This window comes from Actinoplanes xinjiangensis (assembly GCF_003148685.1).
GTDB classification, from domain to species: Bacteria; Actinomycetota; Actinomycetes; order Mycobacteriales; family Micromonosporaceae; genus Actinoplanes; species Actinoplanes xinjiangensis.
Genome location: NZ_QGGR01000017.1, coordinates 67,478 through 82,427 on the forward strand (window position 1 = coordinate 67,478; position 14,950 = coordinate 82,427).

Annotated in this window: 17 protein-coding genes; 13 read left to right on the top strand and 4 right to left on the bottom strand. The window is 72.9% G+C overall.

What is annotated here, in order from left to right; translation table 11 throughout:
- Positions 1-11: 11 nt before the first annotated feature.
- Positions 12-812 (bottom strand): inositol monophosphatase family protein, encoded by an 801-nt coding sequence (locus BC793_RS31735; protein ID WP_109599241.1) that lies wholly within the window; start codon positions 810-812, stop codon positions 12-14.
- A gap of 381 nt (positions 813-1,193) precedes the next feature.
- Here BC793_RS31735 and BC793_RS31740 point away from each other — a divergent pair, with 381 nt between their 5' ends.
- From BC793_RS31740 to BC793_RS31750, 3 genes are all read left to right on the top strand, one after another.
- Entirely contained in the window at positions 1,194-1,838 is a 645-nt protein-coding gene (locus BC793_RS31740; protein WP_109599243.1) for a PadR family transcriptional regulator, read from the top strand.
- A 149-nt stretch (positions 1,839-1,987) separates the two neighbouring features.
- Positions 1,988-2,923: an ABC transporter ATP-binding protein gene (locus tag BC793_RS31745; RefSeq protein ID WP_249037397.1), complete on the top strand. Its 936-nt coding sequence runs from the start codon at positions 1,988-1,990 to the stop codon at positions 2,921-2,923.
- On the top strand, positions 2,920-3,765 hold the full coding sequence (locus BC793_RS31750; protein ID WP_109599245.1) for an ABC transporter permease: 846 nt from the start codon (positions 2,920-2,922) through the stop codon (positions 3,763-3,765). Before BC793_RS31745 ends, BC793_RS31750 begins: the two co-directional genes overlap by 4 nt.
- 3 nt (positions 3,766-3,768) lie before the next feature.
- On the opposite strand, the gene BC793_RS31755 is transcribed toward BC793_RS31750, so the two are convergent.
- The gene (locus BC793_RS31755; RefSeq protein ID WP_109599247.1) at positions 3,769-4,143 is read right to left on the bottom strand and encodes a response regulator transcription factor; all 375 of its coding nucleotides are present in this window, start codon (positions 4,141-4,143) and stop codon (positions 3,769-3,771) included.
- 56 nt (positions 4,144-4,199) lie between these two features.
- On the opposite strand from BC793_RS31755, the gene BC793_RS31760 reads away from it, so the two are divergent.
- The 7 genes from BC793_RS31760 to BC793_RS31790 all read left to right on the top strand — a co-directional run bounded on the left by BC793_RS31760 (position 4,200) and on the right by BC793_RS31790 (position 11,916).
- Entirely contained in the window at positions 4,200-6,425 is a 2,226-nt protein-coding gene (locus BC793_RS31760) for a hybrid sensor histidine kinase/response regulator (RefSeq protein WP_239170404.1), read from the top strand.
- A gap of 106 nt (positions 6,426-6,531) precedes the next feature.
- On the top strand, positions 6,532-7,695 hold the full coding sequence (locus tag BC793_RS31765; RefSeq protein WP_109599248.1) for an efflux RND transporter periplasmic adaptor subunit: 1,164 nt from the start codon (positions 6,532-6,534) through the stop codon (positions 7,693-7,695).
- Positions 7,696-7,751: 56 nt separating this feature from the next.
- Positions 7,752-8,840: an efflux RND transporter periplasmic adaptor subunit gene (locus BC793_RS31770; RefSeq protein WP_239170405.1), complete on the top strand. Its 1,089-nt coding sequence runs from the start codon at positions 7,752-7,754 to the stop codon at positions 8,838-8,840.
- 2 nt (positions 8,841-8,842) lie between these two features.
- Positions 8,843-9,562: an ABC transporter ATP-binding protein gene (locus BC793_RS31775; RefSeq protein ID WP_109599252.1), complete on the top strand. Its 720-nt coding sequence runs from the start codon at positions 8,843-8,845 to the stop codon at positions 9,560-9,562.
- 1 nt (position 9,563) lies between these two features.
- Entirely contained in the window at positions 9,564-10,742 is a 1,179-nt protein-coding gene (locus BC793_RS31780) for an ABC transporter permease (protein WP_109599254.1), read from the top strand.
- 24 nt (positions 10,743-10,766) lie between these two features.
- Positions 10,767-11,306, top strand: coding sequence for a hypothetical protein (locus BC793_RS31785; protein ID WP_109599255.1), 540 nt, complete (start codon positions 10,767-10,769; stop codon positions 11,304-11,306).
- A gap of 79 nt (positions 11,307-11,385) precedes the next feature.
- Positions 11,386-11,916, top strand: coding sequence for a hypothetical protein (locus BC793_RS31790; RefSeq protein WP_109599257.1), 531 nt, complete (start codon positions 11,386-11,388; stop codon positions 11,914-11,916).
- 46 nt (positions 11,917-11,962) lie between these two features.
- Here BC793_RS31790 and BC793_RS31795 read toward each other — a convergent pair whose 3' ends face one another.
- On the bottom strand, positions 11,963-12,223 hold the full coding sequence (locus BC793_RS31795; protein ID WP_109599259.1) for a DUF3040 domain-containing protein: 261 nt from the start codon (positions 12,221-12,223) through the stop codon (positions 11,963-11,965).
- 86 nt (positions 12,224-12,309) lie between these two features.
- Between BC793_RS31795 and BC793_RS49815 the strand changes: the two genes are divergently transcribed.
- Positions 12,310-12,483 carry a hypothetical protein gene (locus tag BC793_RS49815; protein ID WP_158319419.1) on the top strand — a complete coding sequence of 58 codons (174 nt, stop codon included), beginning with the start codon at positions 12,310-12,312 and terminating at the stop codon, positions 12,481-12,483.
- On the opposite strand, the gene BC793_RS31800 is transcribed toward BC793_RS49815, so the two are convergent.
- Positions 12,473-13,573, bottom strand: a complete 1,101-nt coding sequence (locus BC793_RS31800) for a M20/M25/M40 family metallo-hydrolase (RefSeq protein WP_109599261.1) — start codon at positions 13,571-13,573, stop codon at positions 12,473-12,475. The genes BC793_RS49815 and BC793_RS31800 overlap by 11 nt on opposite strands.
- Positions 13,574-13,669: 96 nt before the next feature.
- Between BC793_RS31800 and BC793_RS31805 the strand changes: the two genes are divergently transcribed.
- Together BC793_RS31805 and BC793_RS31810 are read left to right on the top strand one after the other, a co-directional pair.
- Positions 13,670-14,308 (top strand): GNAT family N-acetyltransferase, encoded by a 639-nt coding sequence (locus tag BC793_RS31805; RefSeq protein WP_109599263.1) that lies wholly within the window; start codon positions 13,670-13,672, stop codon positions 14,306-14,308.
- Complete coding sequence (locus tag BC793_RS31810; protein ID WP_109599265.1) at positions 14,305-14,949, top strand: MurR/RpiR family transcriptional regulator; 645 nt, start codon at positions 14,305-14,307, stop codon at positions 14,947-14,949. Before BC793_RS31805 ends, BC793_RS31810 begins: the two co-directional genes overlap by 4 nt.
- Position 14,950 lies beyond the last annotated feature (1 nt).

Consider the following 14,950-nt stretch of genomic DNA (forward strand, 5'->3'; position numbering starts at 1 on the left):
CCCGCCGCTGCTCACCGGCTGACCCGCCGCCCGGCGATCAGGCGCAGCAGGGCGGCGTGGGTCTCCGCGTCCGCGGCGGCGACCAGACCCCCGCGGCCGGTGTGCAGGGGCTGACCGTCGAGACCGGTGACCACGCAGCCGGCCGCCTCGCACAGTGCGATCCCGGCGGCGAAGTGGACGCTGTCGCGCAGGTGGCCGTCGGTGACGTAGGCTGCCCGGCGCCCGGCCGCCACCCACGCCACGGCCAGGGTGGTGGAGACGACCCGCGGGCGGAACCGGGTGATGAAACCGTCGTCGGCGAGCAGAGCCGCGGCGAGGAAGTCCGGCCGGTTGGGAAACGGCGGATCCAGGTTGAGATCGACCAGGCGTGAGCCGGCCGACGGGACCAGCGGCCGGTCGTCCCCGCCCTGCCGGACGTGGGCGCCGTCGCCGCCGGTCCAGAAGACCTCCTCGTTGAACGGGTCGGCGGACGCCGCCACGGTCACCCGGTCACCGACGCGCAGGGCCACGTTCACCGAGGTCAGCATGGTGTGGACGGCGTAGTTCAGGGTGCCGCAGAGCGGGTCGACGAGCCACATCCGGTCGCTGTCGCCGTCGCCGGTGCGGCCGCTCTCCTCACCGAGGACCACGTCGCCGGGCCGCGCGTCCCGCAGGATCGCCAGGATCGCCTTCTCCGCCTCGAGGTCGGCGACGGTCGCGAAGTCGTCGCCCTCCTTCGGGAGCCGTGCGAGTGATGACCCGTAGTGGGAGCGCACGACGGCGGCGCCGGCCTCGGCGGCGGCGATGGCCAGCTCCCGGTCAGTGATCGACATGCATGCACCCTAGACAGCAGACCCCGTCGACCGGACCCCGGCCAACCGGCCGGACCCCGCCCAACCGGCTGGTCTCCACCGCTGTCTCAGCGCCGCTGAGACAGCGGTGAGAGCCAGCCAAGTCCAGCCGCGGCGCTGAGAGCCAGCCAAGTCCAGCCGCGGCGCTGAGAGCCGGCCAAGTCCAGCCGCGGCGCTGAGAGCCGGCCAAGTCCAGCCGCGGCGCTGAGAGCCGGCCAAGTCCAGCCGCGGCGCTGAGAGCCAGCCAAGTCCAGCGGCGGCGCTGAGAGTCGGCCCGGATGGGCCGCGGGGTTGAGGTTGCTTGCTCGTATGCGTAATACTCGTGGGCGGGTAATCGGCGGCGAGTGGAGACGGAGCGGTGGGATGGCGAAACGGCGCAAGGTGGGCAACCTGCTCGGGTTGCACATCATGGCGACGCTGTCCATCCAGCCCATGCACCCGTATGAGATCGCCGCTCAACTGCGGGCCTTCGGCAAGGATCAGGACATCAAGATCCAGTGGGGCTCGCTCTACACGGTCGTGCAGAACCTGGAGAAGCACGGATTCATCGCGGCGGCGGAGACGGTCCGGGAAGGCCGTCGGCCCGAGCGCACGGTGTATCGGCTGACCGGCGCCGGGCGGCAGGAGATGACCGACTGGCTGCGTGAGCTGATCGGGCAGCCGGAACAGGAGTACCCCCGGTTGCGGTCGGCGCTGTCGGTCGCCGGGGTGCTCCCGCCGGACGAGATGACCGAGTTGATCGGGCAGCGGCTCGCGATCCTCACCGCGGAGAACGCGGCGGCGCGGGCCGCACTGGCCGCCGCGCGGCACGAGGTGCCACGGCTCTTCCTCATCGAGGCGGAGTATGCGCTGGCACTGCGGGACGCCGAGGAGGCCTGGCTGGCCGGGTTCCACCAGGAGTTGCGCGACGGGTCGGTCCCCGGGATCGCCGCCTGGCGGCGGGCCCACGAGACCGGCGTCATGCCCGACATCAGCGAGCTGATGGCGCGGGGCGAACCACCCCGATGAAGAGGGCCCCGACCGGTGCGGGAACACCGGACGGGGCCGCCACCTCACCACCGACCGCGGGAACGGTCCGGGCATCCGAGGCGTGTAGCAGCACCAGGATATCCGGACACGGCCCGTGGAGATCAGGAGTGATCACCATGAGTCATGCCGTGACGGCTGACCAACTGCACAAGTCCTATCCCGGCGGCGTGAAGGCCCTCGACGGGCTCAGCCTCGACGTCCGGGCCGGCGAGGTGTTCGGCCTGCTCGGGCCGAACGGCGCCGGCAAGTCCACCACCGTCAAGATCCTCACCACGCTGGCCCGGCCCGACTCCGGCACCGCCGTGGTCGCCGGCCACGACGTGCTGCGGCACCCCGAGCGGGTGCGGCGCGAGATCGGCGTGGTCGCCCAGCGGTCCGCGCTCGACCCGATGGCGAGCGGCCGGGACAATCTGACACTTCAAGGGCGGATCTTCGGGGTACGCGGAACCGCGCTCCGCCGCCGGGTCGGCGAACTGCTGGACCGCTTCGACCTGACCGGTGCCGCCGACCGGGTCGTGCGCGGCTGGTCCGGCGGCATGCAGCGGCGCCTGGACGTGGCGCTGGCTCTCGTGCACCGGCCCGGCGTGCTCTTCCTCGACGAGCCGACCACCGGGCTGGACCCCGAGGGGCGGGCCGCGATGTGGGCGGAGATCGGCCGCCTGGCCGCCGACGAGTCGATGGCCATCCTGCTCACCACCCACTACCTGGACGAGGCCGACCGGCTGGCGGCGCGCCTCGCCATCGTGGACGGCGGGCGGATCGTCGCCCACGGGACGCCCGCGCACCTCAAGGAGGAACTGCGCGGGGACGCCGTACATCTGGAATTGCGGCAACCACCGGATGAGCCGACGGCGCGGCAGGTGATCGCGCTGGTCCCCGGCTTGCGTGAGGTCGCCCTCGACGGGCGGCGGCTGAGCGCGCGGGCCGACGACGGCGCCGCGGCTGTTCCGGCGGCCCTGGCCGCCCTCGAATCGGCCGGCATCGGCGTCGCGGCCGTGACCGTCGCGCGGCCGTCGCTGGACGACGTGTACCTGCGGCACGCGGGACGGAGGTTCGCGGCATGAGCACCTCCGTACGGAGTGATCCGGCCGCCGGCCGTCCCGCCGCCGGCAACCCCGGCGTCCCGGTGCTCAGGACCCTCGCGGCGCACACCTGGTGGATGACCGGGCGGCGGCTGAAGGTGCTGGCCAAGCAGCCGGCATTCGTGGTGATCATGCTGGTGCAGCCGGCGATCTGGCTGTTCCTGTTCGGCAACCTGTTCCGCCGGGTGGTGGAGCTGCCGGGCTTCGGAGCGGGCGACTACCTCGACTACATCGTGCCCGGCGTCGTGGTGATGACCGCGGTGTCGTCGAACATGTGGGCCGGCATGGGCCTCCTCGAGGAGATCGAGCGCGGCACCCTCAACCGGCTGCTCACCACACCGGTGTTCCGGTCCGCGATCATGAACGCGCTGGTCGCCGAACAGGCGATCAGCACGGCCGTGCAGGTGCTGGCGATCATGCTGCTGGGGCTGCTCGCCGGGGCGGACTATCCGGGCGGGGTGGCCGGCCTCGTCGTGCTGCTGGTCGCGGCGCTGCTGCTGGGCACGGTGTTCAGCGCGCTGTCGAACACGATCGGGATGCTGGTCCGGCAGCGGGAGACCATCATCGGCGTCAACACGCTGTTGCTGTTGCCGTTGACGTTCCTGTCGTCGGCGTTCATGGCCGAGTCGCTGATGCCGTCGTGGATGCGGGCGATCGCCGACGCCAACCCGGTCAACTGGGCACTCGACGCGGCGCGGGCGGCGATGACCGCCGATCCGGACTGGGGCGTCGTCGCCGTCCGCTGCGGATGGCTGGCGCTGGCCGCCGCCGCGATGGTGTTCCTGTCCACCCGTACGTTCCGGGCGTACCAGAAGTCGGTGTGACCCTCAGCGGGCCAGGACCTCGACGCGCCGGACGAGGTCCTGGGCCGTGAACGGCTTGGGCAGGTAGTCGTCGGCGCCGGCGTCGAACGCGGTGGCCACCTCCAGCCAGCGGCCCCGCTCGGTGAGCAGCAGGATCGGGATGTCGGCGGTGTCCTCGGCGGTGCGCAGGGCGTGGCAGAGGGCGGCCGCCGTCATGTCGCGGCCGGCGGTGTCGAGGGCGGCGTCCAGCACCGCGCAGTCCGGCGGGTGGGCGTGGGCGGCACGGAGGGCGGCCCGGCCGGTGTTGCGCGACGACACCTCCAGGCCGGCCGAGGTGAGGACCGTCTCGATGATGCGCAGCAGGGTCGGATCGTCGTCGACCACGAGAACCGAAGTCACCCTCACCCCCAGCAAAGCGTACCCGGCGCCGATGATCTCTCCATACAGTAGGTGCCGTGCCGGACGTCGGGGACCGGATCTGGAGCGTGCGGCGGCTGCTGCGGGCCGGGGTGCTGCTCACCCTCGCCGCGGTCGCCGCCCTGGCCGTCACCGGGTTCGTGCGCAACAGCGAGAGCCTGGAGGCCCACGCCGAACTCCAGCGCTCCGGCGAGATCGTGAAGCGGATCATCGCGCTGCGGGCCGCCGTGGAGGGCCTCGCGGCGCCCCCGGCGGATCCGGCGGCGCCGGCCGCCGATGGTGGGATGCCCACGGCGGTGGCGCCCACCGACCCGGAGGCGGCCGCGGCCGCGCTGGTGAACCGGTCTGCCGCCGCCCCGCCCGCTCCCACGGACATCCTGCGGTTCCGGGTGGCCGAGATGGGCCGGCTGGCCGGCTCCGATCCGGTTCACCGCGCTTTCCTCCAGCGGATCGACCCGGCCGCCGACGTCAGTGTTCTGCGGGCCGCCACCGACGGCATGCTGAGCCACGAGCAGATCCTGCTGGACCGGCGGATCGGCGACACCGGCGCGGTGGCCCGTACCAGCCGCTGGATGATCGTCTGGCTGGCGGTGCCGGTGGCGGGGCTGGTGCTGATCGCCGGCCGCCGGGTGGAACGCCGCTTCGTCCACGCCGCGGACCAGATGACGGCCGCCGCCCGCCGGGCCCGGGAAGGCGACCTCGCGCACCCCGCCGACGTCCGCGGCCCGCGGGAACTCGCCGACATGGCGGCCACGTTCAACGTGGCGATGACCGACCTGGCGCGGGCCCGCGACGAGGCGAACGCGGCGACCGCGGCCGGCTCGGCGTTCCTGGACGCGATGAACCACGAGGTCCGTGCGCCGTTGACCGCGGTGACCGGGATGACCGGGCTGCTCCTGGAGGCGGACCTCGGCGACCGGCAGCGCGAACTCGCCACCACCGTCCACGACAGCGCCGCCGCGCTGCTCGCCGTCGTCGACGACCTGCTGGACCTGGCCCGGATCGAGACCGGTGACCTGGCGCTGGACCGCCGCCCGTTCTCGTTGCGCGGTTGTGTGCGCCGGGCGATGGACCCGGTGGCGGCGGCCGCCGAGGCGAAGGGGCTGCACCTGGCCGCGCATCTGGCGGCCGGCTGCCCCGAACGGGTACGCGGCGACGACGTCCGGGTGCGCCGGATCCTGACCGCTCTGCTGCGCCGGGCGGTGGCCGCGACCGAGCACGGGGCGGTGACCGTGAGTGTGTCGGCGCTGTCCCGCCCGGAGGGCCTGGAGGTGCACTTCTCGATCCGGGACACCGGGCTCGGTGTCCCGGCGGAGCACCGGCCCGACCCGGGTGTGCTGCTGGCCCGGGGTCTGGCCGTGTCGATGGGCGGCGGCGTCACCGCGGAGGACCGGCCGGGCCACGGTACGACGGTGACCGTCACGGTGCTGCTGGACGAGACGCCACAGCCGGACGGGTTCGGCCGTGTACCGGTCGACGGGCGCAAGCAGCGACTGCTGGTGCTGGTGGCCGAGGACGACCCGGTGGACCAGCGGCTGATCCGGCGACTGCTGGAACGCCGCGGGCACCGGGTGCTGACGCTCGCCGACGGGGAGGCCGCTGTGGAGGCGGTCCAGCGCGACCGGTACGACCTGGTCCTGCTCGGTTCCGGCCTGCTGGTCCTGGACGGGCCGACGGCGACGCGCCTGATCCGCGCCGACCCGCCGGTGCACGGGGTGCCGCGGATCATCGCGATCTGCTCGGACTCCGAGGAGCGGGAGGAGTTCGCGACCGCCGGTGTGGACGGGATGCTGGCGCGGCCGGTGGACCCGGGCGACCTCGACGTGGTCCTGGCGACCGCTGCCGCGTACGCCGATGTCCGCCTGGCCGGTGCCGGTCCGCTGCCCGGACCGGACGACGGCGAGCCCGCGATGATCCGTGCCTGCGTCGAGGTGATCGCCGGCCCGGACGCCGAACCCGCGGACCGCCGCCGGCTCGCCGAGGTCCTGCACAACTTCGCCGATCGTCTGCCGGGCCTGCTGGATCGCATGGACGAGGCCGCCGCCCGCGGCGACACCCGCAACCTCGCCCGTCTCGCGCACAGCCTGAAGGCCTCGTCGGCGACGCTCGGCGCGAACCGTTTCGCGGCGCTCTGCGCCGACCTCGAGGACCGGGCCCACCACGATCCCGCCACCACCGACGTACTGCACGACCTGCATGAACGCGCCCGGGAAGTCAGCGACACGATGGAGACGATCTCCCGGCAGCTCATCCGGGCCTCCTGACCCCGGCGGTACGAACCACCCCGCCCGCCCCAGCCGGGCACTCCCGTCGCGCCCGGTCTCGGCAAACCGAACCGCGATCCCGGTAGGAACAGCCACAATCACGTTCGTGAGCGATACAACGGGGCAGAACGCCAGTAAACGGCGTATTCGGTGGATCGGTGCCGTGATCGTCGTCGGTGGGGCGGTGGCCGGTGGTGTGATCGGGGCTCTCGCCCGGGACGGCGACGACAGGCCGGCCGCGATCGTCGTCGCCGCCGTCGACCGGGGCGCGGTCACCCTGGACGTGGCCACCACCGGCACGATCGAACCGGCCACCACCCGCAGCCTGACGTTCACCGTGGCCGGAACCGTCGAGGCGGTGCAGGTCCGGCCCGGCAACCGGGTCGTCAAGGGCCAGAAGCTCGCCGTACTGGACGACACCGAGGCCATCGACGACCTCAACGACGCCAGGACCGGTCTCGCCGAGGCCGAGAACCGGCTCGCCGCCGCCCGGACCGTCGCGGTCCGCGCCACCGCGAGCGCCACCACCTGCGCCCGCCCCGGCCGGACCGCCGAACCCGCGGAGGTGCCGACGGTGCAGGTAGGGGGTGCGCAGGCGCCGGCCGTCGAGGGCAGGGCGGCGACCCCGTGCCCGACCCGCGGCTACCCGGACACCGGCAGCGACCAGGTGCTCACCGCGCAACAGCAGGTCAACCGGGCCGCACGCGCGGTCGAGGCGGCGCAGAAGGCCCTGGACGCGACGACCATCACCGCCCCGATCGCGGGGACCGTCGTGGCCGTCGAGGGCGAGGTCGGCGACCGGGTCCGGAGCGGGTCGACGTTCATCAGCCTGGCCGACACGTACGCCATGCAGGTGCGCGCCGCCTTCCCGGAGGCGGACGCGGGCGCCCTGACGGCCGGGCAGACCGCGACGATCAGCCTGGCCGACTCCGACGACGTGTACGGGGCCGAAGTGGTGCAGGTCGACCCGGTCGGCACGTCGGACGGCACGCTGGTCCGCTTCGGGGTGCTGCTGGCCTTCGCCGACTCGCCGGCCGACCTGCTGGTGGGGCAGAGCGCGCAGGTGATGGTGCGTACCGGCGAGGTGGCGGACGTGCTGCGGGTGCCGTCGACGGCGGTGCACGACGTGTCCGGCGGATCGGGCACCGTGCTGGTCCGTGCCGCCGACCGGCCGGAGGAACGCGTGGTGACCGTCGGGCTCCGCGGGGACCGGTACACCGAGATAACCGGCGGACTGGAGCAGGGCGACCAGGTGGTGCGTTCCTGGTAGCGGGGGATTGCCGGAAGACAGCACGCCACGAACCGGCCGGAAGGCATGATGACGGTGTGAATGTGCTGCGTCGTCCCAGTACGGCCGTGAACGCCCTGCTGGCTCTCCTGATCGTCGCTGCCGGCTTCTGGGGCTGGACCCTGCTGCGGGACACCTCGGAGACGACCCGGGCGAGCGCGTCCGGCGTCCGGACCGTCGTCGCCAACCAGGGCACCGTCACCCGGACGGTGACCGCCGACGGGTCCGTGGCCAGCGCTGCCACCGCCACCGCCACGTTCACCACGCCGGGCACGGTCACCGCGATCCCGGTGAAGGTGGGACAGAAGGTCGGCGCCGGCGCCCTGCTGGCCCGGATCGACCCCGCCGACGCCCAGCGCGACCTGAAGCTGGCGCAGGCCGACCTGGAGGCGGCACGGGACGCGCTGGACCGGGCCGAGGACGCGGGCACCGACACCGACAACGCGGCCAACGCGGTGACCGAGGCGGAACTGGCGGTCGACGAGGCGCAGGCGGCGCTCGCCGGCACCCGGCTGACCGCCCCGATGGCCGGCACCGTGGTCGCCGTCAACGGGACTCTCGGCGGCTCGTCGTCGACCGACGGCGAGTCCACCGCCGGTTTCGTGGACCTCGCCGATCTCGCCAGGCTGCAGATCACCGCGGCCTTCTCGGAGGCGGACGCCACCGAGCTCAAGGAGGGTCAGAGCGCCACCATCGTCTGGAACGCGTTGCAGAACGCCGAGACGACCGGCACGGTGGTGGCCGTCGACCCGACCGCGACCAGCGAGAACAACGTCGTCACGTACGGCGTGACGGTCAGCCTGCCGAACCCGCCGGACGGCGCCAAACCGGGCCAGACCGTGACCGTCTCGGTGGTCACCGGCAGCGTGGAGAACGCCGTCATGGTCAACTCGGCGGCCGTCACCACGATCGGCAACCGGCACACCGTGACCGTCGTGGACGCCGCCGGCCGGCAGGAGATCCGCCAGGTGCAGGTCGGGCTGGAGGGTGACGACGCCGCGCAGATCACGTCGGGCCTGGCCGCCGGGGAGCGCGTCGTACTGCCGGCCGGCAGCACGGCGACCACGACCACCGGCGACGTGCGTGGTGGCCGCGTGCCGTCCGGCGGCGGGAACGGCGGGCGCTGATCATGGGCCGGCCGGTTCTCGACGTACGGGAGCTCACCAAGGTCTACGGCGAGGGCGACACCGAGATCCGCGCCCTCGACGGGGTGAGCCTGGCCGTGGAGCGGGGCGAATACGTGGCGGTGATGGGCTCGTCCGGCTCCGGCAAGTCGACCCTGATGAACATCCTGGGCTGTCTGGACGTGCCGACCACGGGTACGTATCTGCTGGACGGCGTCGACGTCGGTTCGCTCAGTGACGCGCAGCTGGCCCTGGCCCGGAACCGGCTGATCGGGTTCGTCTTCCAGGCGTTCAACCTGATCCCGCGGACCAGTGCCGTCGCCAACGTGGAGCTGCCGCTGGCGTACTCCGGTATGAGGGCCGCCGAACGGCGCCGCCGGGCGATGTTCTCGCTGGATCTGGTGGGTCTCGCCGACCGGGCCGAGCACGAGCCGAGCCGGCTGTCCGGCGGCCAGCAGCAGCGGGTCGCGGTGGCCCGCGCGCTGGTGACCGAGCCGGCGTTGCTGCTGGCCGACGAGCCGACCGGCAACCTGGACAGTCACGCCACCGAGGATCTGCTCGCCGTGTTCGACGAGCTGAACGCGGCCGGGCGCACCATCGTGCTGATCACGCACGAGAACGAGGTGGGAGCCCGCGCCGACCGGCTGATCACCCTCTTCGACGGCCGGGTCGCCGGCGACATCCGGCAGGAGCCGTCCGGCCGGCACGCAGCAGCGGGAGTCTAGGGTGAATTTTAGCGATATTCTGGGATTTGCTCTGCGGGGGATCGGCGCCAACAAACTGCGTTCGATCCTCACCATGCTCGGCATCCTGATCGGGGTCGCCGCCGTCATCCTGCTGGTCGCGGTCGGCAACGGCTCGGCGCGGTCGGTCGCCTCCCGGATCGAGTCCCTCGGCACCGACACGCTGACCGTGCTGAGTACAAGCCGGGCCGGCGCCGGCCTCACCATGCGGGTGGCCGACGCCCTCGACGACCGCACGGTCGCCCCCGCCGTCCGCTCGGTGTCGCCCGTGGTCAGCACCTCGGCCACCCTGACCTACGAGGGCGCCGAGCACGAGATCGGCTCGTTCGTCGGCACCACGCCGAGCTGGTTCGCCGCCTCCAACTCCCCGGTCGCGGCCGGTGCGGCCTTCACCGCCGACGACGAGGCGCAGGCCCGCCGCGTCGTGGTGATCGGGCAGACCGTCGCCGCGGAACTGTTCCCCGGTGTCGACCCGGTCGGCCGGCAGGTCACCGCGGGCGGTGCGCTGTTCACCGTCGTCGGGGTGCTCCGAGAGAAGAGTTCGGCCGGTTCCCAGGATGCCGACGACACGGCGATCGCCCCGATCGGCGCGGTCCGCCAGGTACTCGCCGGTTACGGCCCGCTCAGCTCGATCCTGGTGGAGGCCGGCGACCCGTCGGCGGTCGGCACCGCGCAGTCCCAGATCACCACGATCCTCGACCGCCGGCTGGACGCCGATGCGTACCGGGTGCAGAGTGCCTCCCAACTGCTGGAGGCGCGGACCGAGACCGCCGGTACGTTCACCACCCTGCTCGGGGCGGTCGCCGCGATCAGCCTGCTCGTCGGTGGCATCGGCATCACCAACATCATGCTGGTGACGGTCACCGAACGGACCCGGGAGATCGGCATCCGCAAGGCTCTGGGAGCGCCCCGCCGGGCCATCCTCTCCCAGTTCCTCATCGAGGCCACCCTGCTCAGCGTCATCGGTGGCGGGCTGGGGGTGGCCGTGGCCGTGGCCGTCATCGGCAGCCGCTTCCCGATCGTCGGCGTGCAGCCGGTGATCGTGCCCGGTTCGGTCGTGCTGGCCCTGGGCGTCTGCGTCCTGATCGGCCTCTTCTTCGGCGGCCTGCCCGCCGCCCGTGCCGCCCGCCTGCGCCCGATCGATGCCCTTCGTTACGAATGAGCGCCTACTGATGAGGAACGCCGCGTGAGTCCCACGAAACACGACACCGAGGTGCTGGCCCGCCCGTCCGGCACCCACCCGGAGCTGGACGAGGCCCTGGCCGCGGCCGCCCCGCGCCGCTGGTGGAACCGCACCACCCTGGCCCTGCTCGGCGCCGTACTGCTGGCCGGCGGCTTCCTCGGCGGGGTGCAGGCGCACGAACGCTGGGGCGCCGGCGACGACCCCGCCGGTGTCCCGAGCGGGGCTGGCGCGCCCGGCGGCTTCGGCGGCCTCGCCGTCGCCTCCCGCGGACCGGGCGGCGACGCCTCCCCCGTTCCCGGCGGGGGCGCGCAGCCGGCCACCGCCGGCGGAACGATCGGCACGGTCAAGATGGTCGACGGCACCACGCTCTACGTGCAGACCCCGGACGGCGAGACGATCACGGTACGGACCGGCGACGACACCACCGTGAAGGTCAGCCAGACCGCCAGCCTGGAGAGCATCACGTCCGGCGTGCCGGTGACCGTCGAGGGCGTACCCGACGCCGAGGGCGTCATCACCGCGACCATCGTGACCGCGGGCTGAACCGGCCGGTTCCCCACTGATTGCGGGAAGGGCCGCCGGAAGTCACAGGATCGCGGGGCCGCCGCCGATGACTCCCGCCATGTCCACCATCAGCGGTGTCACCGCCTCCACCGGCTCGTACTCCTACTACTGGATGCCGCCCGCGCTGCGCCGGGAGAATCCGATGGTCCGGGTCGCCGAGACGCTGGGGCTGACCGCCGGCGAACTGCGGACCCAGCTCGACGCCGGCCGGAGCCTCAACGACATCGCGACCGCGCGCGGAGTGCCCCACGACGAACTGATCACCGCGATCAAGATCGGACTGACACCGGAGACGATCGCGGCCGGCGGCGCCGACGCGATCGCGGGGCGGATAGCCGGGAAGATCCACCCGGAACCGGAGGCGCCACCACCACCGCTGCCCGGTGCACCGCGTGGCCGCAACGCCGGCCTGCGTGACGAGACCAAACTCGCCGGGGTCGGCCGGCTGCTCGGCATGAGCGCCGAGGCCGTCACCGCGGCCGCCGCCGGTCCGAACGCCCTGGTCGCGCTCCTGCAGACCAGGGGCGTCCACCTGTACGCCCTGCGCGGCGTGCTGACCAGCGGCGACCTGCTGGACGTCACCGTCTGAACGGCAGAGCCCGCGACAGCGCAGCCGTCGGTGGCGCAGCCGGTGGTCAGCGGCGCAGGTGGCGGTGGACCAGGACCCCGGCGATGCCGAGGAGGAACAGGTCGACCACGACGATCAGTCCCGGCCAGCCGAACAGCAGCATCGCTGGGGGAACCAGGATGAAAAGGGCGGCGCACAGCACCGCGACCATCGGAAAGGGGACCTCCGCGGCCGGCCCGCCGGTCATCCGCGCGGCGAAGTCGGGGTCGGTCAGATGGATCCGGCGTTCGAGTTCCGCGATCGTGCGCCTGTCTTCATCGTTCAGCATCGATGCCCCCTCCCGGAGACTGCGAGCAGTCCCGATACCCGGAGATCCGCGAGTCTAAACGACACGTTGGAGGGAATTCTGTCCGTATGACGAAAGAGCCGACGAAAGACCCGACCGATCAGTCGCCCGAGACCGCCGCGGAGCACCTGCCGCGCCATCCGGCGGCCCGCCCGCGCGCCGAGGCGGACCGCGAACTGATGCCGCCCGACGCCGACCTCGACGACCGTCCCACCGGGAAGGGGGCCGCGGTCACGGGGTGAACAGGCCGGTCAGAAGGGCGGCGAGCAGGGTGGTCCGCTCGGCGATGCCGGCGGCGGAGACCCATTCGGTACGGGCGTGCGCGCCGCCCCCGCGGGGAGCCAGCCCGTCGATCGTCGGGTGGCCCAGCGCGCCGGTCGTGTTGGTGTCGGCGGCGCCGTCGGCGGGGTGCCCGTCGACGGCCTGGCCGAGACCGACGGCGATCACCCGGATCCGGTCCAGCAGATCGGCGCCGGCCGGACCGGGGCGCCAGGTGGGCCGGTGCGACAGCAGCCGCGTGGCCACGGACGCCTGTGCGCGGACCGGGTGCAGCCGCCGCAGCGCGTCGAGCACCGCCTCCTCGTCGGCCGGGTCGACGAAACGCAGCCCCAGGTCGGCGTGCGCCCGGCCGGCGACCACGTTGGTGCGCCCGCCACCCGCGACGGTCCCGGTGTTCAGCAGGACCGGCCGGGACGCCACCACCGCCCGCACCCGGATCAACTGGTCGACCAGTTCGTCGATGGCGTTGGCGCCCGCGTCCGGGTCGAGGGCCGCGTGCGCCTCCACCCCGGTCACCTCGATGCGGGCCCGGGTGCTGCCCCGCCTGCTGGTCTTCAGGTCGCCGCCCGGGTGCGGCGGTTCCAGCCCGAGCACCGCCCGCGCCCCGGCCGCCTCGGCGCGGACCAGGTCACCGGCGGTCGGCGAGCCGATCTCCTCGTCGGCGACGACGATCACCCGTACCTCCGGATGATCCCGGCCGTCGATCTCCCTCGCCGCCGTGAGGAGGGCGGCGAGGCCGGCCTTGGTGTCGTAGACGCCCGGCCCACGGATCACGTCGCCCTCGGCCGACCACGGCATCGCCGCGAGCGTGCCCACCGGCCACACCGTGTCGTAGTGGCTGAGCAGCAGGATCGGATCGCCGGTCACGCCGCGCGCGGGCAGCGTCCAGATCAGGTGGTCGCCGGTCGGATGCGTCTCGCGGGCGGTCCGGAAGCCGGCCCGCCCGGCGTCGGCCTCGAGGATCCGGGCCAGGGCGGCCAGCGAGCGGGCGTCCCCGGTCGGTGACTCGCACAGAGTGTAGCGATGCAGCGCTTCGATCGTGGCTGACGACATATGCGAAAGCTAAGTTGTGCGCACCCCGTTGTCAACGAGCGATGATGTTGCCAGGATTGCAGTCATACGAAACGTATCTTTGAACCGGAGGCCGTCATGGACGTTGTCGTGCGGGAGCTGGACGGGCTGTCCGAGCTGACCGCGGCCGCCCGCCTCTACCGTTCCGTCTTCGGCTACGACCAGCCGGAGTACGGGGTGAGCCCGCGCCTGCTTGCCGCGCTCCGGGAGAACTCCGGCTCGGTCCTCGGGGCCCTCGACCCGGCCGGCACGATGATCGGCTTCTGTTACGGGTTCTCCGCGGTCGACGCCGGCGAGCTCTACCACTACTCCCAGGCCGCGGTGGTCGCGGCCGAGGCGCAGGGCCTCGGCGTCGGGCGCCGGCTGAAGCAGGCCCAGGCACAGACGGCACGCGGCACCGGGGCGCGGACCATGCGGTGGACCTTCGATCCGTACGCGTTGCGCAACGCCCACTTCAACCTCAACGTCCTGGGCGCCACCGGTATCCGGTTCCTGCCCGACTACTACGGCGGCGGCACCGACCGTGTCCTGGTCAGCTGGGATCTGTGGCACGCCCGTAAACCCGGCGTCCCGGCTGGCGCGGTGCGGTCGCCGGCCACCGACCGGGCCGCCCTCCGCGCCGGACTGGAACGGCACTTCGCCGCCGGGGCCCGCTGGACCGGCGTGACCCGGGAGGCGGACCGGGTCGCCTACACGTTCGAGAATGACGGATCATGACGACCCATCGCTCCACCCCGTCGGAACGGTTCGACCGCAACGTCCAGCGCCGGTCCGCGCAGGTCCTCAAACAGCGGGTCCTCGAACAGCAGCGCGAGGAGTTCGAGAAGGCCCTGGCCTGGGCCGCCGAACAGGACGCCATCGAACGCGCCGCCGCCCTCATCGTCTCGGCCCGGCGCCGCTACCTCCTCGGGTACGGCAAATCGCTCGCCTACGCGTCGATGCTGGCCACCGACCTGAGCGCCGGCCTGTCCGGCGTGCACCTGGTCGGCGACGGCTCGCTGCGGGCCCTCGACGTGCTCGGCGACATCCGCCAGGGCGACCTGCTCGTCGCCGTGTCGATGTCCCGGTACCGTCGGGAGACCGTCGACGTCGCCACCGCCTACGAGCGCCACGGCGGTGACCTGGTCCTCATCACCGACGCCGACGACGCCCCGCTCACCGCGGTCGCCACCACGAGCATCGTGATCGGCACCGAGAGCGCCTCCTACGCGAGCTCGCCCACCTCGGTGGTGCTCGCCCTGCACCTGCTCGCCACCCTGACCATCGCCAGCTCGAAAGGCGCCGGCCGCCGTCTGCACGTGCGCGACGAACTGGCCGCCGAACTGGGACTGTATGCGGAGAATGATGATCAGAATTGAC

Excerpts from the sequence above, each read along its gene's own strand:
- BC793_RS31810 (WP_109599265.1), top strand. The coding sequence starts at position 14,305 with ATGACGACCCATCGCTCCACCCCGTCGGAACGGTTCGACCGCAACGTC.
- BC793_RS49815 (WP_158319419.1), top strand. The coding sequence starts at position 12,310 with ATGACGAAAGAGCCGACGAAAGACCCGACCGATCAGTCGCCCGAGACC.
- BC793_RS31735 (WP_109599241.1), bottom strand. The coding sequence starts at position 812 with ATGTCGATCACTGACCGGGAGCTGGCCATCGCCGCCGCCGAGGCCGGC.
- BC793_RS31750 (WP_109599245.1), top strand. The coding sequence starts at position 2,920 with ATGAGCACCTCCGTACGGAGTGATCCGGCCGCCGGCCGTCCCGCCGCC.
- BC793_RS31795 (WP_109599259.1), bottom strand. The coding sequence starts at position 12,223 with ATGCTGAACGATGAAGACAGGCGCACGATCGCGGAACTCGAACGCCGG.
- BC793_RS31790 (WP_109599257.1), top strand. The coding sequence starts at position 11,386 with ATGTCCACCATCAGCGGTGTCACCGCCTCCACCGGCTCGTACTCCTAC.
- BC793_RS31775 (WP_109599252.1), top strand. The coding sequence starts at position 8,843 with ATGGGCCGGCCGGTTCTCGACGTACGGGAGCTCACCAAGGTCTACGGC.
- BC793_RS31740 (WP_109599243.1), top strand. The coding sequence starts at position 1,194 with ATGGCGAAACGGCGCAAGGTGGGCAACCTGCTCGGGTTGCACATCATG.
- BC793_RS31800 (WP_109599261.1), bottom strand. The coding sequence starts at position 13,573 with ATGTCGTCAGCCACGATCGAAGCGCTGCATCGCTACACTCTGTGCGAG.
- BC793_RS31805 (WP_109599263.1), top strand. The coding sequence starts at position 13,670 with ATGGACGTTGTCGTGCGGGAGCTGGACGGGCTGTCCGAGCTGACCGCG.